This is a genomic window from Pseudomonas sp. 2995-1, assembly GCF_002742505.1.
Lineage (GTDB): Bacteria > Pseudomonadota > Gammaproteobacteria > Pseudomonadales > Pseudomonadaceae > Aquipseudomonas > Aquipseudomonas sivasensis.
On the sequence record NZ_LJSA01000377.1, the window covers coordinates 667951 to 688861 of the forward strand.

The 20911-nt window shown below is 62.7% G+C and carries 16 protein-coding genes; 9 read left to right on the plus strand and 7 right to left on the minus strand.

Annotated features, from left to right (window positions below; translation table 11 throughout):
• Window positions 1-204: 204 nt before the first annotated feature.
• From AOA61_RS20305 to AOA61_RS20335, 7 genes are read left to right on the plus strand one after another with little or no spacing between them, the layout of a single operon-like run.
• On the plus strand, window positions 205-996 hold the full coding sequence (locus tag AOA61_RS20305) for a transporter substrate-binding domain-containing protein (protein ID WP_143521224.1): 792 nt from the start codon (window positions 205-207) through the stop codon (window positions 994-996).
• Window positions 989-1726, plus strand: a complete 738-nt coding sequence (locus tag AOA61_RS20310; RefSeq protein ID WP_206193890.1) for an amino acid ABC transporter permease — start codon at window positions 989-991, stop codon at window positions 1724-1726. The genes AOA61_RS20305 and AOA61_RS20310 overlap by 8 nt, the downstream gene beginning before the upstream one ends.
• Window positions 1716-2393 (plus strand): amino acid ABC transporter permease, encoded by a 678-nt coding sequence (locus AOA61_RS20315; RefSeq protein WP_099602544.1) that lies wholly within the window; start codon window positions 1716-1718, stop codon window positions 2391-2393. Before AOA61_RS20310 ends, AOA61_RS20315 begins: the two co-directional genes overlap by 11 nt.
• The gene (gene metC / locus AOA61_RS20320) at window positions 2390-3604 is read left to right on the plus strand and encodes a cystathionine beta-lyase (protein WP_241150159.1); all 1215 of its coding nucleotides are present in this window, start codon (window positions 2390-2392) and stop codon (window positions 3602-3604) included. The genes AOA61_RS20315 and metC overlap by 4 nt, the downstream gene beginning before the upstream one ends.
• Window positions 3601-4635: an ABC transporter substrate-binding protein gene (locus AOA61_RS20325; RefSeq protein ID WP_099602545.1), complete on the plus strand. Its 1035-nt coding sequence runs from the start codon at window positions 3601-3603 to the stop codon at window positions 4633-4635. Before metC ends, AOA61_RS20325 begins: the two co-directional genes overlap by 4 nt.
• A gap of 21 nt (window positions 4636-4656) precedes the next feature.
• Window positions 4657-6945 (plus strand): TonB-dependent receptor, encoded by a 2289-nt coding sequence (locus AOA61_RS20330; protein ID WP_099602546.1) that lies wholly within the window; start codon window positions 4657-4659, stop codon window positions 6943-6945.
• Between the two features lie 2 nt (window positions 6946-6947).
• Window positions 6948-8141, plus strand: a complete 1194-nt coding sequence (locus tag AOA61_RS20335) for a dipeptidase (protein ID WP_099602547.1) — start codon at window positions 6948-6950, stop codon at window positions 8139-8141.
• A gap of 7 nt (window positions 8142-8148) precedes the next feature.
• Here the strand turns inward: AOA61_RS20335 and AOA61_RS20340 are convergent, their stop codons facing one another.
• From AOA61_RS20340 to AOA61_RS20350, 3 genes are read right to left on the minus strand one after another with little or no spacing between them, the layout of a single operon-like run.
• On the minus strand, window positions 8149-9534 hold the full coding sequence (locus tag AOA61_RS20340) for an efflux transporter outer membrane subunit (RefSeq protein ID WP_099602548.1): 1386 nt from the start codon (window positions 9532-9534) through the stop codon (window positions 8149-8151).
• Window positions 9531-12644 carry an efflux RND transporter permease subunit gene (locus tag AOA61_RS20345; protein WP_099602549.1) on the minus strand — a complete coding sequence of 1038 codons (3114 nt, stop codon included), beginning with the start codon at window positions 12642-12644 and terminating at the stop codon, window positions 9531-9533. The genes AOA61_RS20340 and AOA61_RS20345 overlap by 4 nt, the downstream gene beginning before the upstream one ends.
• 2 nt (window positions 12645-12646) lie before the next feature.
• Window positions 12647-13816, minus strand: coding sequence for an efflux RND transporter periplasmic adaptor subunit (locus tag AOA61_RS20350; protein ID WP_099602550.1), 1170 nt, complete (start codon window positions 13814-13816; stop codon window positions 12647-12649).
• A gap of 147 nt (window positions 13817-13963) precedes the next feature.
• Between AOA61_RS20350 and baeS the strand changes: the two genes are divergently transcribed.
• Together baeS and AOA61_RS20360 are read left to right on the plus strand one after the other, a co-directional pair.
• Complete coding sequence (gene baeS / locus AOA61_RS20355; protein ID WP_099602551.1) at window positions 13964-15349, plus strand: sensor histidine kinase efflux regulator BaeS; 1386 nt, start codon at window positions 13964-13966, stop codon at window positions 15347-15349.
• Window positions 15350-15352: 3 nt separating this feature from the next.
• Window positions 15353-16048 carry a response regulator gene (locus AOA61_RS20360; protein ID WP_099602552.1) on the plus strand — a complete coding sequence of 232 codons (696 nt, stop codon included), beginning with the start codon at window positions 15353-15355 and terminating at the stop codon, window positions 16046-16048.
• Window positions 16049-16240: 192 nt separating this feature from the next.
• Here the strand turns inward: AOA61_RS20360 and treS are convergent, their stop codons facing one another.
• The 4 genes from treS to AOA61_RS31570 form a co-directional block, all read right to left on the minus strand.
• Window positions 16241-18304, minus strand: coding sequence for a maltose alpha-D-glucosyltransferase (gene treS / locus AOA61_RS20365; RefSeq protein WP_099602553.1), 2064 nt, complete (start codon window positions 18302-18304; stop codon window positions 16241-16243).
• A gap of 150 nt (window positions 18305-18454) precedes the next feature.
• Complete coding sequence (locus tag AOA61_RS20370; RefSeq protein ID WP_099602554.1) at window positions 18455-19435, minus strand: GlxA family transcriptional regulator; 981 nt, start codon at window positions 19433-19435, stop codon at window positions 18455-18457.
• Window positions 19436-19777: 342 nt separating this feature from the next.
• Entirely contained in the window at window positions 19778-20386 is a 609-nt protein-coding gene (locus AOA61_RS20375) for a LysE family translocator (RefSeq protein ID WP_099602555.1), read from the minus strand.
• 257 nt (window positions 20387-20643) lie between these two features.
• Window positions 20644-20808: a hypothetical protein gene (locus AOA61_RS31570; protein WP_163033204.1), complete on the minus strand. Its 165-nt coding sequence runs from the start codon at window positions 20806-20808 to the stop codon at window positions 20644-20646.
• Window positions 20809-20911 lie beyond the last annotated feature (103 nt).

Consider the following 20911-nt stretch of genomic DNA (forward strand, 5'->3'; position numbering starts at 1 on the left):
TCCGCTCTTACAGCGGCTCACTTTTGGAAGAGCCCAAAAGTAAGCAAAAGGCTCTCGCCCCACCACTCGGTGCCTCGCCTAGGCTCGGCATGCCCTCACTCCGGCCAGCGTGGTCGACGGGGCGCTGTAGATCAAAAGCCAGGTCAAAAGCCGGATCAAAAGCATCGCTTTGCGGGCTTCCGGCCGGGTGGGTTGGTGGTGGCGGTGCTTGCTTTCAGTGTGCTTTCGGCTCACGCCGAGGTTTTGCTCGAACGGGCTCAATCCCGTGGCACGCTCAATGTCTGCACCAGTGATGAGTTTCCTCCGTTCAAGATGCTGGATGCCCAGGGCAAGCCCAGTGGGTTGATCATGGATTTGATTGTTGATCTGCAGCAGCAGTTGTCTGCTCGGGTCGGTCAACCGTTGAAGTTGTCGTTGGTGCAGGTCAATCCGCTCAATCGTTTGTTGTTTCTCGATCAGGGACGTTGCGAGGTGTTGGTGACGTCCCTGTTGGACACGCCAGCCCGGCGTCGGGAAGTGGATTTTGCCAGTCCGGGGTTTTATAGCTCGGCGGCCACGGTGTTTGCGCCGAAAAGTACGGCGGTGCCCGATTGGGAAAGTCTGCGCGGCAAGACGCTCTGCGCACCGGCCACAAGTGTGTGGGTGCGGCCATTCGAAAGCCGCTACGGCGTGCAGTTCGCGTCGTTTAACGGCACCGCCGAGGTGCGCAAGGCGGTGGCTGACAGTCGTTGCCTGGGGGCGATGGGGGATGATGCGTTGTACAGCGCCCTCGCCCGTCAACCTGAGTGGGCCGACTACGAGGTCAAGCTGCCGGGGCAGGCACCGGCGCCGTGGGGGATTGCCCTGCGCAAGGGCCAGCCGGAGTTGTTGGCGGCGGTGTCGAACATTGTCGAAGGCTGGCATGCCAAGGGTCTGATCATCGCCTTGGAGCAGCGTTACGGTCTGGCGCCGAATGCCTGGGTCGCGCAGCAGCATGCGCAGGCACGCCATGAGTGAGGTCAACCTGCGCCTGTGGCTGGAACAGCATGGCCTGTCGCTGAGCATCGTCTGGGACCCGATGGACCGTCAGCGTTTTCTGCTGGGCCTGGGCCTGACCTTGCTGTTGTCACTGGCAAGTATCGCGCTGTCGCTGTTGATCGGTGTCGTCGGCGCCGCCGGCCTGGGTTCGCGCCAAGGTCTGTGGCGCGGGATCAGCGACGCGTACGTGGCGTTGTTTCGCAACACGCCGCTGTTAGTGCAGTTGTTCTTTTTCTACTTCGGCGTCGGTGCGTTACTGCCGTTGGTGGACGGGGTGCGCCTGCTCAACGGCACGCAGTGGGCGATCATTGTGATCGCCCTGCACAGCGGCGCGTTCCAGGCAGTGAACCTGCGCGCCGGGATTGATGGGGTGCCACGCGCCACGCTCCAGGCGGCCGCCGCCCTGGGTATGCAGGAGCGCACCGTGCTGCGCCATATCGTGCTGCCGCTGGCGCTGCGCAATAGCCTGCCGGCGATGGGCAATACGGTGGTGCAGACCATCAAGTCCACCTCCATCGCCTATGCGATCGCGGTGCCGGAGTTGCTCTATGCGAGCAACCGAATCTGGTCGGATAACTTCAACGTCGCCGAGATGATGCAAGTGCTGTTGCTGGTCTGGCTGTTGTTGATCGGCCTCAGCAGTTGGCTGTTGCGCCGCCTGGAGTATCACCTGCGCCTGCCGGGCCAGGAGTTGCCGAATGCTGCCTGAAGCTTCGCCACTGATGCTGCTGTGGCAGTGGGCCCCGGCGCTGCTGCAAGGCTTTGGCCTGAATATCCTGATGGGCGTCACCGCCATGTTGGTGGCGACGGTCTTCGGCGTCCTGCTTGGCAGCCTGCAAGTCAGTGCTCGCCCGGCTCTGCGCCGTGGTGCCGGACATCTGAGCCGTTTGCTGCGCAACCTGCCCTGGCTGGTGGTGATGTTTTACGTGGCCTACTTGCTGCCTTACGAAGTGCAGTGGGCCGGGCGTTGGTGGCAGTTGCCGGACTGGCTGAAAGTCGCGCTGGGCCTGGCGTTGCCCGCCATCGGCTACGTCTCGGAGATTGTGCGCGGAGGCGTGTACGCGGTGCCGTCGGGCCAGTGGGAGGCCGCCCAGGCCTTGGGGCTGCGCCACGGCCAGGCCCTGCGCTACGTGATCATTCCGCAGACCCTGCCAAGCCTGGTAGCGCCGTGGATGAACCTGTACTGCGCGGTGACCATGTCCACTTCCCTGGCCAATCTGCTGGGGGTGGAAGAGCTGATGACCACCCTGCAATCGCACCTCTCCAGCCAATTGCGCAGCGACCTGCTGCTGCCCGCCTATGGCGTGGTGTTTATCGCGTTCTTTCTCTACATCTATCCCCTTTCACGCTGGGCCAAACGGCTGGAACGCCGATGAGCCTTTCGACGAGTACCACGACCATGCGCGACGACACCCTGTTGACCCACCTCGGCCGTGATCCGGCCAACCATGCCGGTACCGTCAACACCCCGGTGTATCGCAGCTCGACCTTTATCTGGCCCGACACCAGCACCCTGACAAACCACCTCCAGCAGGCCGACGACCCGCACTACCGCGGGCATATCTACGGACGCAACGGCAACCCCACCACCGCCGCGTTCGAAGACGCCGTGGCCGAATTGGAGGGTGGTTTTCGGGGGCTGATCATGCCCAGCGGCCTGGCGGCGATTGTCGGTGCGGTGTTGGCCGTGGCGCGGGCCGGCGACCATATTCTGGTCACCGACAACTGCTACTGGCATGCGCGCCAGGTGTTCGACCAAATCCTGCCGCGCTATGGCATCCAGGCCAGCTATTTCGCGCCGATGCTCGGCGCGGATATCGCCAGCTTGCTGCGCCCGAATACACGCCTGGTGTATGCCGAAGCGCCCGGTTCAAGCACGTTCGAAGTGCAGGATATTCCCGCCCTCGCCCACGCGGCCCACGCCCATGGCGCGCTGCTGATGCTCGATAACACCTGGGCCACGCCGCTGTTTTTCAAGGCGTTTGAACACGGCGTGGATATCTCGATCCATGCCGCCACCAAGTACCTGGTGGGCCACAGCGACGCGATGCTCGGCGTGATCGTCACCACGCAAGCGCTTTACCCCGGCGTGCGCGAAACCGTGCGTCAGCTGGGCTATATCGCCAGTGCCGACGACGCCTACCTGGGCCTGCGGGGCCTGCGCACCCTCGGCGTGCGCCTGCGCCAGCACGAGCGCTCGGCACTGACCGTTGCGCAGTGGTTGCTACAGCGTCCGCAAGTCGCCCAAGTGCTGCATCCGGCATTACCGGGCGCGACGGGACACGACGTGTTCAAACGCGACTTTCTCGGCTCCACCGGCCTGTTCGGCGTGGTGCTCAAACCCGTCTCAGAACCGCAAACCAAAAGCTTTCTGGAAAGCCTTCGGCTGTTCGCCATGGGCGCCAGTTGGGGCGGTTTCGAAAGCCTGATCCGCCAGCAGCAACGCCACCCTTCGGCCCAGGTTGAACCCGGCGTCTTGCTGCGCCTGCACGTGGGCCTTGAAGCCGTCGAAGACCTGATCGCCGACCTGCAACAAGGCCTTGAACGCCTGACTGTCACCCCACCTGCCCCAAGGAGTCTGCCATGAGCCAAACACTGCCCACCCACTACAGCATTTGCCCGCTGCTGGTCGCGTCCAACATCGCCGTGGAGCTCGGCTGGCTGGATGAGGAATACCAGCGCGTCGGTGCCGAAGCGGTCTACCTGCGCTCGCTGCCCGATAACCAGGGCTGGCTGCCGCACTTCACCCATGGCGAGTCGCGGTTGATTCGTGACGGCGGCGCCGTGCCCGCCCTCTGGGCCCGTGCGGACCAGGCCGACACGCTGCTGGTGGCCACCACCGCGAGCCAACGCGCCGGGCAGATTCTGGTACGCGCCGACGGGCGTATCCGCCAGGTCGCGGACCTATTTGGCAAACGCATTGGCGTCCCGGTCAGCCGTAACAAGGCGCGGGTGGATGTGCTCAAGGCGCTGGCCGAGCATGGCCTGTTCAATGCGCTGCAACTGGCCGGACTGGAACCGTCCCAGGTGCGGCTGATCGAGCTGGAGGATGAAGGCGATCCCCACACTTTGCAGCCGGCCGCGCGGCCATCGGCGTTCTGGGCGCAATTGCACGGCCTGCACGGCAAGCCGGGCCAGGAAGTCCGTGCATTGGCTGAAGGCCGTGTGGAGGCGGTGCATATCGCCGCCGGGCACGTGCCGGCGTTGCTCGCCAGCGGTGAATTCACGGTGATCGAAGACCTGGAGCGCTACCCCGACTGGACACTGAAAAACCACAACGGCCCCTACGCCACCACCGTCAACCGTGCCTTTGCCGAGCAACACCCCCAGGTAGTCGTGGCGTTCCTGCGTGCGGCGATCCGCGCGGGACGCTGGATCAACCAGCACCGCGAGGCCGCCGCTGAGTTGTTCACCCGCGTGACGTTCCTGCCGGATGCCGGGTTTATCCGCCAGGCCATCGCCGAGCTGGATTTTGTACCGCAACTGGGCCCGCAGAACCTCGCCGCGCTGGAGCTGAAAAAGGATTTCCTGGTGCAGCGCGGTTTCTTGCAGAACGACTTCAGCGTGCATGAGTGGGCCCGGCCCGACTTCCTCGCCCAGGCCCACGCCGGGCTCTAACATTCCAACCAAGGACGAACAATGATTGCTCAGTACCGTAAAACCCTGCTCGCCAGCCTGCTGCTGGCCGACTCCACGTGGGCCGCGCAAACCGCCAGCTCCACCGAACCGCAACTGAGCAAGGTCGAGGTGGTCGGCGCACGCGTCACCGAAGCCAGCGCCGCCATCGGCGAAGACAAGATCAGCAACACCCTGAGCATCTCGCACCAGGCGCTGCTGTCGGCGCCGGCGGGCACCTCGGGGCTGAAAATGCTCGAAGCGCTCCCGGGCTTCAACGTGCAGGTCAACGATGCGCTGGGCTTGTATGAGTTCGGCAACTCGGTGTTCGTGCGGGCGTTCAATTTGCAGCAGATCGGTTTTTCCATCGACGGCGTGCCGTTGGGCCGTACCGACCAGTTTGGCGGCAGCCCGATCTATCGCTACGTCGACAACGAAAACACCGAACGGGTCACGGCCTCTACCGGGGCCGGGGATGTGTCGCAATCGGGCTATGCGTCACTGGGTCCGTATGTGGATTACCAGACCAGCAACCCCACGGTGGAGCCTGGCGCGAGCCTGTCCTATACCTTGGGCAGCGACAGTCTGCGGCGCAGTTTCGTCAAGTTGCAAAGCGGCGAATACCAAGGCCTGTCAGCGTATTTCAGCCGTTCAAAAATCGACGGTGACTTGTGGCGCGGCCCCGGCACCATCGATCGCGAACACTTGGAGGCCAAAGTGCGTTATCGCTTCGGTGATCGCGATGAAGTGTGGCTGCGCGCGGTGCACAACTCGTTCTACGACTATGACTCGCCCTACGTCAGCATCGCCCAGTACGACGGCAGCGCCAACGACCTCTTCGGGCGTTCGGGCCGTTACTTCGCCTACCTGGACAGCCTTCCCGATCTACCCGAAAGCGTGCCGGGTGTGCGCTACAGCAACACCGGCTACAACCAGTTCTATAAACAGGCGGTGAACCAGCGGCGCGACACCTTGTACAGCCTCGGCGGCCAGTTCGAGATCCGCCCGGACCTGCTCAACTACACCACCCTGTACTACGAAGCCAAGAAGGGCTTTGGCGTGTCGCCCGAGGCCTACGCCACCTCCCTGGCGCTGCACAATGCCGAAAGCAATGTGGACGGTCTGTTCGTCCCCAAAGGCGTGCAATACGGGCTGTCGTCCCTGAGCGGGCACCGGTTCGGGGGGCGTACCGGGCTGCAATGGGAAGTGGGTCAACACCAGATCGACACCGGGCTGTGGGCCGAGACCGATGTGTTCAACCGCCAGCAAGGCCGCTACAACCTCACCGATGGCAGCCCGGCTGGCGAGCCGCTGTTCAATGAACCGGTGCACCTGCAAGGGGATTTCAGCTCCACGCGCAATTCGTTGCAGTACCACCTCAAGGACACCTGGACCCTGCTCGATGATCGCCTGCGCCTGCAATTCGGCTTCAAGAGCTTGAACCTTAAGTACCGCATCGAGGGCTATCGCAACGCCGGTGACTACATCAACAATCGCCAACCGCGCCTCAGTACCCAATGGAACGACGCCTTCCTGCCCCAGGCCGGGCTGGTCTACAACCTCACCGACGACACCCAAGTGTTCGCCTCTTACTCGGAAAACATGGCCCTGCCCCGTGGCGCCGACGACATTTTCCGCGCTGCCAGCCCCAGCGCACCGCCGCCGGATGCCGAAAGGGCTAAGAACTACGAGGTGGGTTATCGCATCAACCGTCCGACCTTCAACGCCGCCTGGGCGCTGTACCGCACCGACTTCGACAACCGCCTGCAAGCCTTTGCCTCAGCGGTGCCCGGCAGCAGCCAGGTGGAAACCTACTACCAGAACGTCGGCAAGGTTCAGGCCTATGGCACGGAGCTGAGCGGTCAATGGAAACCACCGATCCTGGCCGACAAGGTAGTGCTCAACGGCAACCTGACCTACAACAAATCCACCTTCCAGAACGATGCCGCCGGCCTGTCGATCCGTGACAATGACGTGCCCGACAGCCCCCGCTGGCTGGCACAGGCCGGGGTTACTTACGAGCTGGCACCGTGGGCGTTGCTTAACTTTTCGGCGCGCTACATCGGCGAGCGCTACAGCAACTTCACCAACAGTGAATCGGTGCCCGGTTACACCCTCTACAACGCCTACCTAGACTTGGGCGGCGAGCGCGTGCATTACGGCCCGCTGAAAAACGTCAAGTTGCGCTTTAACGTCGACAACCTGTTCGACAAGGACTACCTGGGCTACATCCTCACCAGCACCAGCGGCCCCGCCGTGTTCCGACCCGGCTCGCCGCGCACCTTCCAAAGCACCTTGAGCATGGAGTTTTGAACATGACCAAGCGCCTGCTGATCCTCGCCTTGTTGCCGTTTCTGGCCCACGCGCAAGTGAGTCCCTCGACCCTCGCCCTGCACCAGCGCCTGCTGGTGCTGGACAGCCACCTCGACACGCCGCTGACCCTGACCCGCCCCGGTTGGAACATCCTGGAGCGCCACGACTACGAACAGGACGGCAGCCAGGTCGACCTGCCGCGCATGCGCGAAGGCGGCCTGGATGGTGGTTTTTTTGCGGTCTACACCCCTCAGGGCCCACGCACCGAGGAAGGCCGTGCCTACGCCAGCGCGTATGGCCTGGCCACCCTCACGCGCATCCGCGACGTCATCGACCGCAACCCCGACAGCTTTGCCCTGGCCCTCACCGCCGACGACGCCCGGCGCATCGCCGCCCAAGGCAAGCGCGTAGTGTTTATCAGCATGGAAAATGCCGACCCGCTGAGCTCCGATCCCGATTTGCTCAACACCTACTACCGCCAAGGCCTGCGCATGCTCGGCCTGGTGCATTTCATGAACAACGACCTGGCCGACTCGGCCACCGCCCTGCCGGAATGGAAAGGCCTGAGCCCCAAGGGCCGCGACCTGGTGCAGCGAGCCAACCGCCTGGGCATCCTGCTGGACGTGTCCCACGCCAGCGACGCGGTGTTCGACCAGATGCTGGCGTTGTCCAGCGCCCCACTGATCGCCTCCCACTCCAGCAGCCGCGCGGTCAACCCGCACCCGCGCAACCTCGACGACAACCGCGTGCGCCAACTGGCGGCCAAGGGCGGTGTCATCCAGGTCAACGCCTACAGCGACTACCTGATCCCCCTCACGCCCAACCCGGAACGCAACAAAGCCATGGCCGCCCTCGGTGCACGCTTTCACAACCTTGCCGCCCTGAGTCCAGAACAGATCAAGACGCTCTACCAAGAACGCGACACCCTCAACCAACGCTTCGCCCAACCCAAGGCGAGCCTCGATGTGTTCATGAAGCACCTGCTGCATTTGCTCGAAGTGGCGGGCCCCGATCACGTCGGCATAGGCGCCGACTGGGATGGCGGCGGTGGCGTGACCGGGCTGGAAGATGTCAGCCAGTTGCCGGTGATTACCCAGCGGTTGTTGGATGCCGGGTATAGCGAGGCGCAGATCGCGAATATCTGGAGTGGGAATTTGTTGCGGGTGTTGCAGGCGGCGCAATCCGCCGCCCTGTAGCCTTAACCTACTGCCACCCTCCCCCCATCACCTTATATAAACTCACCCGATTACTCTGCTCCGCCAGGCGCAGGGTGATCAGGTCCTGCTGGGCGCTGTACAGCGATCGCTGGGAGTCCAGGGCTTCGAGGTAGCTTTGCGACCCGGCGCGGTAGAGCGCGTCGGACAGGTCGTAGCTCTTCTGGCTCGCCTCGGTCAGCGCTTGCTGGGCGGTGAGGCGTTGGTCCAGGGTGCTGCGCACGGCCAGGGCATCGGCGACTTCCTTGAATGCGGTTTGCAGAGTTTGCTGGTAGGTCTGCACTTGGATCTCTTTCTCGACCTTGGCCGCATCCAGGGTCGCGCGGTTACTGCCGGCATCGAAGATCGGCACGCTGATGCTCGGGGCGAAGGTCCAGGCGCCGCTGCCGGCCTTGAACAGGCTGGACAGTGACGAACTGGCGGAGCCCGCATTCGCGGTGAGGCTGATGCTGGGGAAAAACGCCGCACGGGCCGCGCCAATGTCGATATTCGCGGACTTGAGGCTGTGCTCCGCCGCGAGTACATCGGGGCGTCGCTGCAACAGGCTCGACGGCAGCTCGGCCGGCACCTGCACCAACGCCGCCGCCGATTGCAGATGGGTGTCGGGCAGCAGGGCGTCGGGAATGTCGCTGCCAACCAGCAGGCGCAAGGCGTTGCGGTCCTGGAGAATCTGGCTCTGATACTCGGCCACATCGACCCGCGCTGACTCGACGGTGGTTTGCGCCTGGGCCACAGCCAACGCCGTGGAACCACCCAGGGCGTGGCTGCGCTGGGTCAGTTCGTAGGTGGACTGCTGGCTGGCCAGGGTCTCCTCGGCCAGTTGCAGGTGCTCGTTGTCGGCGGCCAGGGTCAGCCAGGCGGTGGCCACTTCGGCCACCAGGCTGATTTGCGTGCTGCGCCGGGTTTCGGTCAGCGCCAGGTAGTCTTCCAGCGCTTCGTCCTGCAGGTTCTGCACGCGGCCGAACACGTCGACTTCATAGCTGCTCAGCCCCAGTTGGGCACTGTAGTCGTGGCTGGTGACGGCCGTGCCGCTGCTGGACAGCGAACCCGGCGTGCGGCTGTGAGTACCGCTGACGCTGGCGTCGATGGTCGGGAACGCCGCGGCGCGCTGGATGCGGTATTGCGCCTGGGCCTTCTCGATATTCAGGCTGGCCAGGCGCAGGTCGCGGTTATTGGCCAGTGCCAGGGTTTGCAGGTGTGCCAAGCGGCGGTCGGTAAAGAACTGCTGCCACTGGATGTCGGCCGGCACCTCACCCTGCACGCCCGCTTGCCATTCGCCAGGCACCGGGGCTTCAGGCTGTTGATAGTGCGGCGCCAGGTTGATGCAGCCGCTCAGGACCAAGGCGGCCACTAACGGACAGAGAAAGCGGATCATGCGTCACCTTTTTCGACAGTGGGCGTCGTGCTGACACGGCCAAAGCGGCGGCGGATCAACACAAAAAACAGCGGTACAAAGAAGATCCCCAGCACCGTGGCGCTGAACATGCCGCCCAGCACACCGGTACCGATGGCGCGACGCCCGGCGGAACCTGCGCCACTGCTCACAGCCAGGGGCAGCACGCCGAACATGAAGGCCAGCGAGGTCATCAGGATCGGCCGCAAGCGCTGGCGCACGGCAATCAGCGTCGCCTCGCGCAGGCTGTTGCCCTGCTCTTGCAGGTGCTTGGCAAATTCGACGATCAGGATCGCGTTTTTCGCCGCCAGCCCAACGGTAGTGAGCAGGCCGACCTGGAAGTACACGTCATTGCTCAACCCGGTCAATCGCGTGGCCAACACCGCGCCAACGATGCCCAGCGGCACCACCAGAATCACCGAGAACGGCACCGACCAGCTCTCGTACAGCGCGGCCAGGCACAGGAACACAAACAGGATGGACACCGCATACAGCAACGGGGCCTGGGAGCCGGAAAGACGCAGTTGGTAGGACTGGCCGGTCCACTCGTAGCCGATGCCATCGGGCAGTTGCCGGGCAATCGCTTCCACCGCGTCCATCGCAGCGCCGGAGCTCACGCCGGGCGCCGGGTCGCCGACCACTTCCAGGGAGGATGTGCCGTTGTAGCGCTCCAGCAAAGGCGAGCCATAGCTCCAGGCACTGCTGGCAAATGACGAAAACGGCACCATTTCACCGTTGCTGTTGCGCACGAACCAGTGATCCAGATCGGCCGCTTGCATGCGGGTGCTGGCGTCGCCCTGCACGTAGACCTTCTTCACGCGGCCCTGGTTGAGGAAGTCGTTCACATACGTGCCGCCCAACGCCGTGGACAAGGTGCTGTTGATGTCGCTGGTGCTCAGGCTCAAGGCCCCCGCCTTGCGGTCATCGATGCTGATTTTGAGTTGCGGTGCGTCGTCCAGGCCATTGCTGCGTACGCCCAGCAGGCGCGGGTCTTGCCTGGCCAGCGCGATAAACTGCTCGCGCGCCGCCACCAGCGCATCGTGGCCAAGACCGGCGAGGTCCTTGAGCTGCAAATCAAACCCTGAACTCTGGCCCAGGCCGCGCACGGCGGGCGGTTGCATCACGAACACATCGGCATCGCCAATGCTTGCCAGTGCCAACGTGGCGCGTTGGGCAATCGTGGCGGCATCGTCTGAGCGCTCACTCCAGTCCTTCAAGCGAATAAACGCGCGCGCGGTGTTCTGGCTGTTGCCGCCCATGCCCAGGCCGCTGATGCTGATCATCGCCTCGACTTCCGGCTGCTTGAGCATGTACTGCTCGAACTGGTGCAACACCGCCTGGGTACGGCTGTCGGTGGCCCCCACCGGCAGCTGGATTTGCGCCATGAGAATGCCCTGATCCTCATCCGGCAGGAACGAGGTGGGCAAGCTGGCGTAACCCGCCGCCATGGCTGCGGCGATCAGCGCGTACACCACCAGGCTGCGCCGTGAGCGTTGCAGGACACCGCCAACCAACGCTTCATACGCGCGGGAGCAACGATCAAAGGAACGATTGAACCAGCCGAAAAAGCCCCGTTGAACGGCGTGCCCTGGTTTGAGCAGCGTGGCGCACAGTGCTGGCGTGAGGGTCATCGCAACCACCACCGAAAGCACCATGGCCGAGACGATGGTCACCGAAAACTGCCGATAGATAATCCCGGTGGAGCCCCCAAAAAACGCCATGGGAATAAACACCGCACTCAACACCAGGGCGATGCCGACCAGTGCGCTGGTGATTTCATCCATCGATTGCCGCGTGGCCGCCAGGGCCGACAAGCCCTGCTCGGCCATCACCCGTTCGACGTTTTCCACCACCACAATCGCATCGTCGACCAGCAACCCAATGGCCAGGACCATGGCAAACATGGTCAGGGTATTGATCGAGTACCCGAACAACGCCAACACGCCAAACGTGCCCAACAGAACCACCGGCACCGTGATCGCCGGGATCAGCGTGGCCCGCAGGTTTTGCAGGAACAGGAACATGATCAGCACCACCAGCACGATGGCCTCGCCCAGGGACTTGACCACCTCCTCGATGGACAGGCTCACAAAGGGCGTGGTGTCGTAGGCGATCACGTTCTTCAATTGCATTTCAGTGGGGTAGAACGGCGCCAGCTCCTTGAGCTTGGCCTTGACTGCCTCGCCCACGTCCAGCGCATTGGCGCCCGCCGCCAGTTGCACGCCCATGGCGGCGGCCGGCTTGCCGTTGAGGGCCGAGTTGATGTCATAACTCTCGCTGCCCAACTCCACGGTCGCCACGTCGCCGAGCAGCACTACCGCGCCGTCGCTGCTGGACTTGATCACCACGTTGCGGAACGCTTCGGCCGTTTGCAGTTTGCTGCGCGCGCTGATGGTGGCATTGAGTTGCTGCCCCTTCACCGCCGGCAATGCGCCGAGTTGGCCGGCTGACACTTCGGTGTTTTGTGCCTCCAGCGCGGAGCTCACATCCGACGGCATCAGCGCGTATTTTTCCAGTAGCGCCGGGTCCAGCCAGATGCGCATGGCGTAGCCAGAACCGAGGGTCTGTACGTCGCCCACGCCGTCGATACGGCTGATGGAATCGAGCAAGGTGCTGGAGATGTAGTCACCAATCTGGGTGCCGGTGACGCTGGGATTATCCGAGGCCAGGGCGGCAATCATCAAAAAGTCCGAACCGCCCTTGGTCACGGTCAAGCCTTCGCTCTGCACCGATTGCGGCAAGCGCGACTCGGCCTGTTGCAGCTTGTTCTGCACCTGCATCTGCGCCACATCCGGGTCGGTGCCGGCGCCAAAGGTCAGGCTGATACTGGCGCTGCCCGCCGAACTGCTGGAGGCGGACATGTAGGTCAGATTGTCCAGGCCTTTCATTTGCTGCTCGATGACCTGGGTCACCGAGTCTTCGACGGTCTTGGCCGACGCGCCGGTGTAGGTGGCGGAAATACGCACGGTGGGCGGCGCGATGTCCGGGTACTGCTCCAGCGGCAACTGGCTGATGGATAACGCACCGCCGAGCATGATGACGATGGCGATGACCCAGGCGAAAATCGGTCGATCAATAAAGAAACGCGCCATGTTCAACCCTCCTGCGCCAGGGCGCCGGCATCTGCGGCCTGGGTCTGGACCACGGCGCCGATGCGGACTTTTTGCCCACCCTCGACGATCACCTGGTCACCGGCCTTCAAACCGGCGGTCACCCACCACTGGTTGCCCACGGCGCGGTCAACGGTGAGCACGCGTTGCTCGACCTTGCCGTCAACCACCAGCAACACCGAGGTCACGCCGCTGGCGCTGCGGCTCACGGCTTTTTGCGGGATCAGGATCGCCTGGTCATCGCGGGCCTGCTCCAACACGCCGCGCACGTACATGCCGGGCATCAGCAAATGCTCCGGGTTGTCGAATACCGCGCGCAAGGTCACGGTGCCGGTGCCCTGGTTGACGCTGACCCCGCTGAACTTGAGGCGGCCGTCGTGGTTGTAGGCGCTGCCGTCATCCAGCTTGAGGCTGATGCGGGCCTCGCCGTCACCGTTGGCCTGCAACACGCCACTAGCCAGGTCGCGCTTGAGGGCCAGCAATTCGGTGGTGGACTGGGTCACATCCACATAGATCGGGTCGAGTTGCTGCACGGTCGTGAGTGCGGTGTCCTGGTTGGCCACCACCAGCGCACCGGGTGTCACGGTAGACGTTTCGATGCGCCCCGCGACCGGCGACGTGATGCGGGTATACGCCAGGTTGATGCGGGCGGTGTCGAGGTCGGCCTGGGCCACCTGCACGTCAGCGGCGGCGGTCAGCAGGGTGGCCTGTGAGTCCTCGTTGGTTTGCTGGCTGATGGCGTCGATCTTCACCAACTGGGCGTTACGCGCGGCGGTGGTCTGTGCCGACTTCAACGTGGCGCGCGCCTTGGCCAGGCTCGCCTGGGCCTCAGCCAGCGCCGCCTTGTACGGTGCCGCATCCAGTTGGTACAGCGCCTGCCCGGCTCTCACCTCGGCGCCTTCGACAAACAGGCGCTGTTGCACGATCCCGCCGACCTGCGGGCGAATCTCGGCGACCATAAAGGCCTGGGTACGCCCGGCCAGTTCAGTGGTCCGCACCTGGCTCTTGGGTTCCACGGTGATCACCGAGACTTTGGGGGCAGCGACTTCGGGCGCGGGGTCGCCAGCCGAGCAGCCGCCGAGCAGCACCAGAATGATGAGGGACAGGAGAACCGCGGCGGTTACCAGGTATTTGGCGAAGAATTTGGTCGACATAGTTGCCTCTGCAAGACGGGGTGGTGCAAGCCTTACCCTCATGCTGCAAGGCAAATGTGCAGGAAAATTGAAGATTGCCGACCTGGGTTGAATCTTTCGTCCGTGGGGGCCTAAATGGACGCGTCCCTTTTGTTACGGCCCCCATTCATGAAGTTGAGTATCTCCACCAAGTTGTTTGTCGCGGTGCTGGCCGGTGTGTTGCTGGTCATCCTGAGCATGGGCCTGGCCACCAGTTGGAGTTTTGGTCGGGGGTTCCTGGGCTTTATCAATGAGCAGGCAATGGAGCGCATGGCCCAGGTGGTGCCGCGCCTGGCCACGGCTTACCAACGTGAGGGCAATTGGGACTTTCTGCGCAATCGGCCGGATCGCTGGTTTGACGTCATGCGGCCCGACCCGGATGCCGCGCGTGCGTCGGATGATTTGCGCCCCCCGCTGGCCTCGGACTTGACCGGTGCACTGTTTCGCATCGCCCTCCTCGATAAAGACAAGAAACGCGTCACCGGTTACCCGGCCATTGGCGACGATGCGCTGGTACAGCCCGTGGTGGTGAACAGTGAAACCGTCGGCTGGCTGGCCGTCACGCCATTCCAGAGCGTGACCGAAGCCGGCGGCGAACGCTTCCAGCAGTACCAACTGCGCACCAGCCTGGTGATGGGCGTGTTCTCGTTGCTGCTGGCGATGCTGATAGCCTGGTGGATCGCCCGTACGCTGCTGGAGCCGGTCAAGCGCGTGGCCGCCGCCACCCACCGTCTGGCCAGCGGCGACTACGGCAGTCGCGTGGCCGTGGCCTCCGACGACGAAGTCGGCCAACTGTCCCGCGACTTCAACCAATTGGCCTACACCTTGGAGCGCAACGAGAAAATGCGCCGAGAATTTATGGCCGATGTCTCCCATGAACTGCGCACCCCGCTGTCGGTACTGCGTGGCGAACTGGAGGCGATCGAGGACGGTGTGCGCAGCCTTGACCAAAGCTCAATGAAGTCGCTGCAAGGCGAAGTCAGCATGCTCAGCAAGCTGGTGGATGACCTGTATGAACTGTCGCTGGCGGACGTAGGCGCCCTGACCTACCGCAAGGCCCCATGCCTGCTGAACGACCTGCTCGAAAACAGCCTGGCGATGTACCGGGACCGCTTCACCGCCCGCCAGTTGCAGATCGACCTGGAGTTGCCGCGCCAACCCGTGGAGTTGCTGGCGGATGCCAGTCGCTTGCAGCAATTGTTTTCCAACCTGCTGGAAAATGCCGTGCGCTACACCGACGTCAACGGCACGTTGCGCATCAGTGTCGATGTCGACCGCGACACGGTGCGTATCGACTTTCTCGACTCCGGGCCGGGCGTGTCCGCAGACCAGTTGCCGCGCTTGTTCGAGCGGTTCTACCGCGGCGAGTCATCGCGCAACCGCGAGCATGGCGGCGCTGGCCTGGGCCTGGCAATCTGCCGCAGCATCGCCAACGCCCACGACGGCAGCCTGGTTGCCGACCACTCGCCCTATGGCGGCCTGTGGCTGATCCTGCGCCTGCCCCGGAGCCTGTGAACCATGAGCGATGAACAGCCGATCCTGATCGTCGAAGACGAACCCAAGCTCGCCGCCCTGATGCGGGACTACCTCGAGGCAGCCGGCTACACCACCCTGTGCCTGGACAATGGCCTGCACGTGGTGCCCGCCGTGCGCGCCCACGAACCTAAATTAGTCCTGCTCGACCTGATGCTGCCCGGCCGTGACGGCATGCAGCTGTGCCAGGACCTGCGTGGTTTCAGCGCGGTGCCGATCATCATGATCACCGCCCGCGTCGAAGAAGTGGACCGCCTGCTCGGCCTGGAACTGGGCGCCGACGATTACATCTGCAAGCCCTTCAGCCCCCGTGAAGTGGTGGCGCGGGTCAAGGCCATCCTGCGCCGCAGCCCGCAGTTGCTGGACACCAGCGCGCCACGCCTGCTGATCGACGAGGCTCGCTACCAGGCCTCACTGGACGGCATCACGCTGGACCTCACGCCCCTTGAATTGCGCCTGCTCAACACCTTCGCCCGCGCCGCCGGCCGCGTGTTTTCCCGCGACCAATTGTTGGATCACATCTATTCCGACCACCGCGTGGTGACCGACCGCACGGTGGACAGCCATATCCGCAACCTGCGGCGAAAGCTGGAACAGGTGTGCCCAGGGGAAACGCCGATCGAGTCGTTGTATGGGGTGGGGTATCGGTTTCAGTTGGCTGAAAAGCGGCCACATGCCTGAAAACACTGTGGGTTCAAATGTGGGAGGGGCGGTGCGACGATTCGACTTGCCCCAGATAGCGGTGTGTCAGTCACTGATTTATTAACTGACCCACTGCTATCGGGGGCAAGCCCCCTCCCACATTTGGCGCTACGGTGCTTTGGTGCTTTGGTGCTTCGGTGCTTCGGTGCTTCGGTGCTTGGAGGATTGGGGTTACATCGGCGTGCTGCTGATAACCCGCAACGCCAGGCCCTCGTACGCATCCAGGGTAATGGTGAACTCACCGTCCGCCGTCAGATCCCCTTCAACCCGTTCGTTGATGATGTCCACCACCATCCCCGCCGCGATACCCGGCAGGTTGAGGGTTTCGGTGATCGGCGTCGCGCCGAAGTTCAGCGCGGTGATTTGCGTGCCCTTCCCGGCCGGCAAGTCGTGAACCATGATCAGCAGCGCCGGGTTTTCCACGTCTGGCACCAGGATCTGACGGCTGGCGGCGATGTCGTAGGCGCGGCGTACGGCTAAGATTTTTTGCAGCTGCGAGGCAAATGATTCGGGGTCCAGCAACTGGCTGTTCAGGCTGCCGTACAGGCTTTTCGAGCGCGGCATCTGGCCGGCAGACAGTTCGGCGTCCGGGTTCAGGTCTACTAGGTCGTAGGCGCCGCGATGAATCCAGCGGGTGTCGCCGTCCTGCATCAAGTGCTCAACGTCGTCGGCCGCCAACGGCAGCGCCCCGACCAAATCCCAGCCAGACAAGGCAAACACCCCTGGCTGCATGGCGTTGTACATCACCAGCAGTAAATGGATCTGGCGGATCTGTTCGATATCCGCAGGCGTAATCGCGTCCAGGTCACGAATGCCCAGCGCCGCCGTGATGATGCTCGCCGTGGTGCAGGACACGCCATTGGTGACGAACTTAAGGTTGTACGGCGCATGCTCGCCCGTCAGGCGTTCGTACATCTGTTCGCGAATGTGCTCGCGCAGGATATTGCCGGGGAAGGTCTGGCCCTGGTAGAGGAAGCTGTCGTTGGCGTGCAGGGTCCAGAAGTGCACCAGTTCAAGGGTCAACTCGTCGTGATTCTGCAAGGCATGGATCAGCGAGCCAGGGTCGATGCCCTGACGGTGCATTTCACGCAGCATCAGGCGCAGGAACTCGGCATCGCCCATCAGCAGTGCATGCTGGTACGCGGGACGGGTGATGAAGTCATAGGACAGGTCGGCGCCGCCGTGGGACATGGAGGCGATATCGTCGACGGTGAGGTTCAGTTCCTGAAAACTGAACCCTCCCGCCTTGCGAATCGCCCCGCCGAGCAGTTGGTTGCCGGTGATCGACAGGGGATGGCTTTCCGACCAGGCCGTGCCATCGAGCTTTCGTTCCACACCAAGGAAGCCGTTAGCGTCCAGGCGCAGGATCTTGGCACCCATCACGTCGATGGCGTGCAGGGCGTCGCCGATGATCATCTGCTGCGCGGCGAAGGTCGGGTCCAGCCAGTTGAGTGACGGCTGACCTTCCTTGAAGTAATGCAGGTACACCCAGCGACGCGGCTTGCCATCCACGCCGATGACCACGGGCGTGGTGCTCCAGTCGGTTTCCTTCACGCCAGGCTCAAAGAAGATCACCCGCTGCAACTGGCCGACGATGTAGTGCTTGTCGCGCAGGGCGTCCACTTGCAGCGGGCTGAGGTTCTGCGCATCGCGGCCCTCGGCCACGTCGGGCAGCAACGGCCAGTCTTCCTCACGAATTTCCACCATGTGGTAGAGGCCGGGGTAATCCTCGTACGCCATTTCGGCCAGGCGGAAATCCGCGCCCTTGCCGGTGTGGGACGGGATCACATCGTCAATGATCACCGCGTTGTGCGCCGCCGCCATGCGCGTCAACGCTTGCAACTGCGCCTCAGTGCCCAACTGCGGGTCGATCTCGAAGCTGATGCGGTCGAAGTTGCCGTCGATGGTCGGCGTGTGCCGTGTGCCGCTCAGGCCACCGGACTTTTTCAGCGGGCCGTTATGAATGCCTTGGATGCCGATCTTCGACAAGGTATGCCATAGGGTTTCATCCCCCAGCGCCTCCAGCACCGTACCGCCCTCACGGGTCACGATCGAGGCCGGATAGGCGGTGAACCACACTGACGAGAGCGCCGTGGCGTCCCGCGGCCGTGTCTGTGCAAAGGGCTGCTGCCACAACCGGCCCTGCCCCGAATAGAGCTTGGCGCGCTGGCGGGCCGCATGCAGCATCGATTGTTCTACCAGCCAGTTCACATGGTTGTTTTCAGCAGCGGTCATAAGCTCGGTACCTGTCGTCGTGAAACGTTACTCGTAGACATATGAGGGGTACGGAGCCCATTCGTTGCATTGCAATGGCCGTCATTACGCCGTGGATCGACAGGATCGATTCTGAACAGAGCGGCCGCTCCCACAACGGATCGGCGTCGGCTATTTGACCAACCGCTTCTCCTTCGAGGGGCGATAGCCGAAATACGAGCTGTAGCACTTGCTGAAATGGCTCGGCGACACAAATCCGCACGCCACCAGCACTTCCACTTGTGACAACTCGGTGTGCTGCAACAACCGACGCGCTTCCGTCACTCGCAATTCCATGTAGTAGCGCTGCGGCGTGGTGCCCAGCTGTTCCTTGAACAACCGCTCAAGCTGGCGGCGGGAACGACCCGCGTAGACGGCGAGCTGGTCCAGTTCCAAAGGCTCTTCGAGGTTGGCGTCCATCAGCTTCACCACTTCACGCAACGGCGCGCTGACGCTGACGTTTTCAGTGGGTTTGATACGCCGGTAGCGGGACTCCTCAAACGCCAGGATGTCCTCGATACCTTCGACCAGTGCTTTGCCATGCAGGCTCTTGATCCAGTCCAGGGCCATATGGAACGCGCCTGAAGGGCTGGAGGCGGTCAGGCGGTCGCGGTCGATCACGTAGGGTTCACTGGTGACGTCGGTGGCTTTGGACACTTCCGCCAGCGCCGGGCGGTGTTCGGGGTGGATGGCGCAACGGTAGCCCTGCAACAGCCCTGCGCGGCCAAGAAACCAAGCGCCGTTCCACAACCCCGCGAGGTGCACGCCGCGCTCGCCAGCGCTGCGCAGCAGTTGGATGAAATCCTCGCCGGCCTTGAGTTCGGTGCGAAAACCGCCGCAGATCACCAGCAAGTCCAAATCATGCAGCGCAGCAGCATCAAGGCACTCATCGGGGCGGATGACCAGACCCAGGTCGCTGATCACTTCGCCGTCGCCCCAACCAAACGTGCGCGAAGCGAACAGATCGGGACGCAGCAGGTTAGCGGTGACGAAGGTGTCGAGGGTCTGAGTGAATGCCGGCAGGGAGAAGTGTTCGAGCAACAGGAAGCCGACACGGGTGACCGATGCCGGTTGCGGGGTTTCATTGAGGTAGCGCAGGTTCTTGCCTTTCATGCCACCGCTGAATTGACGTCTTTCCATCGAGGGTTGGCCCACTGTTATTGTTGATGCCGTGGGCGCCATCTTAGGGGGAAATGCGTTGGCTGTCTCAGGCGCTGATCTTGTAAAAAGCACAGCCCCCGGAAGCCCGTGGCAGAACAGTACAAGGCCCATCTGATACGGTTTTTTCTTTGTTATCTGCGCCTGTATTGAAATGCGCTCAAGGCGGACAATATCCCCAATCCTTATTCCCTTCCCTTCGGAGGCCTTATGACCAAGATGGCGATTTTCCTGTTCGGTTTTTTAGTGCTGACCATCGGCATCGGCCTGCTGGCGACGATCTCACCGGTCTAGCGCTTAACTGGCAAACAACATCGGGTACAGCGACAGCACCAGCAACGCGGCCATGGACCAGTTGAACAGCCTCAGCCAACGCGGCTCACGCAACACATTGCGCAGGCCGCTACCACAGCCCACCCACACGCACACGCTGGGCAGGTTCACTACCGCAAACACCAACGCAATCACCAGCACATTGGTGACATAACCCTCGGCCGGCGTGTACGTGGTGATGGCTCCCAGCGCCATGATCCACGCCTTGGGGTTCACCCACTGAAACGCAGCGGCGCCGAGGAATGTCATGGGCTCACCGTGTTCGTCATTGCTGTCGGACATGCCGCCTGCCGTCGCAATCTTCCACGCTAGGTACAACAGGTACGCGGCGCCGACATAGCGCAATACGGTGTAGGCCCAAGGAAACACCTTGAACACTTCGCCCAATCCCAGGCCGACCGAAATCACCAGCAGCATGAAGCCGATACTGATCCCCAGCGCATGGGGCATCGAGCGGCGAAACCCGAAGTTAACCCCCGAGGCGAGCAACATGGTGTTATTGGGCCCAGGGGTGATCGAGGACACGAAAGCGAACAGCACAAAGGCTGAGAGCAGGCTGGTGGACATGAACATGAGGCAGCATCCAAACAGGGGTTGTATGCTAGCGACAGTAGTGGGTTATTGCCTCCACTGCCCCATACAGCCATGCGCGGATTGAGGCGTACACTTTTCACAAACCTTTCACAGACGACCGAATAGGGTAGACCCAGCTCCTAATGAACATCCCTTTTAGCCCGCACTCCCCATCGCGGGCTTTTCTTTGTCCGCGATTTATCCCAGGCAAAAAAAAGGCAGGTCATTGTTCATGACCTGCTCTCGTTGACTAACGGTTAACGCTGACCACCACCGCCGCCAGGGCCGCCGCCTTGACCATGACCACCACCGCCATGGCCGCCGCCACCACCACCGCCCGGTGGCATAAACATCCAGCAGCCCGACAAGGTAGACAACAGCGCGACAACAACAGCCGCCTTGGTAAGGTAATTCAACTTCATGACAACGCTCTCTGCTTTACAAGGTTTGGTGTACGTAAAGTAAGACCGCTGTAAATGAAGTCCGTCACGGCTTTCGTGTAACGTCTTGGTAGGGTTTGTGTTG

Bases quoted from the DNA above. Each gene is read 5' to 3' on its own strand.
- AOA61_RS20370 (WP_099602554.1), bottom strand. From the start codon at position 19,435: ATGAAAGGCAAGAACCTGCGCTACCTCAATGAAACCCCGCAACCGGCA.
- AOA61_RS20310 (WP_206193890.1), top strand. From the start codon at position 989: ATGAGTGAGGTCAACCTGCGCCTGTGGCTGGAACAGCATGGCCTGTCG.
- AOA61_RS20345 (WP_099602549.1), bottom strand. From the start codon at position 12,644: ATGGCGCGTTTCTTTATTGATCGACCGATTTTCGCCTGGGTCATCGCC.
- AOA61_RS20375 (WP_099602555.1), bottom strand. From the start codon at position 20,386: ATGTTCATGTCCACCAGCCTGCTCTCAGCCTTTGTGCTGTTCGCTTTC.
- AOA61_RS20360 (WP_099602552.1), top strand. From the start codon at position 15,353: ATGAGCGATGAACAGCCGATCCTGATCGTCGAAGACGAACCCAAGCTC.
- AOA61_RS20340 (WP_099602548.1), bottom strand. From the start codon at position 9,534: ATGATCCGCTTTCTCTGTCCGTTAGTGGCCGCCTTGGTCCTGAGCGGC.
- AOA61_RS31570 (WP_163033204.1), bottom strand. From the start codon at position 20,808: ATGAAGTTGAATTACCTTACCAAGGCGGCTGTTGTTGTCGCGCTGTTG.
- AOA61_RS20315 (WP_099602544.1), top strand. From the start codon at position 1,716: ATGCTGCCTGAAGCTTCGCCACTGATGCTGCTGTGGCAGTGGGCCCCG.
- AOA61_RS20325 (WP_099602545.1), top strand. From the start codon at position 3,601: ATGAGCCAAACACTGCCCACCCACTACAGCATTTGCCCGCTGCTGGTC.
- metC (WP_241150159.1), top strand. From the start codon at position 2,390: ATGAGCCTTTCGACGAGTACCACGACCATGCGCGACGACACCCTGTTG.
- AOA61_RS20330 (WP_099602546.1), top strand. From the start codon at position 4,657: ATGATTGCTCAGTACCGTAAAACCCTGCTCGCCAGCCTGCTGCTGGCC.
- AOA61_RS20335 (WP_099602547.1), top strand. From the start codon at position 6,948: ATGACCAAGCGCCTGCTGATCCTCGCCTTGTTGCCGTTTCTGGCCCAC.
- treS (WP_099602553.1), bottom strand. From the start codon at position 18,304: ATGACCGCTGCTGAAAACAACCATGTGAACTGGCTGGTAGAACAATCG.
- baeS (WP_099602551.1), top strand. From the start codon at position 13,964: ATGAAGTTGAGTATCTCCACCAAGTTGTTTGTCGCGGTGCTGGCCGGT.
- AOA61_RS20350 (WP_099602550.1), bottom strand. From the start codon at position 13,816: ATGTCGACCAAATTCTTCGCCAAATACCTGGTAACCGCCGCGGTTCTC.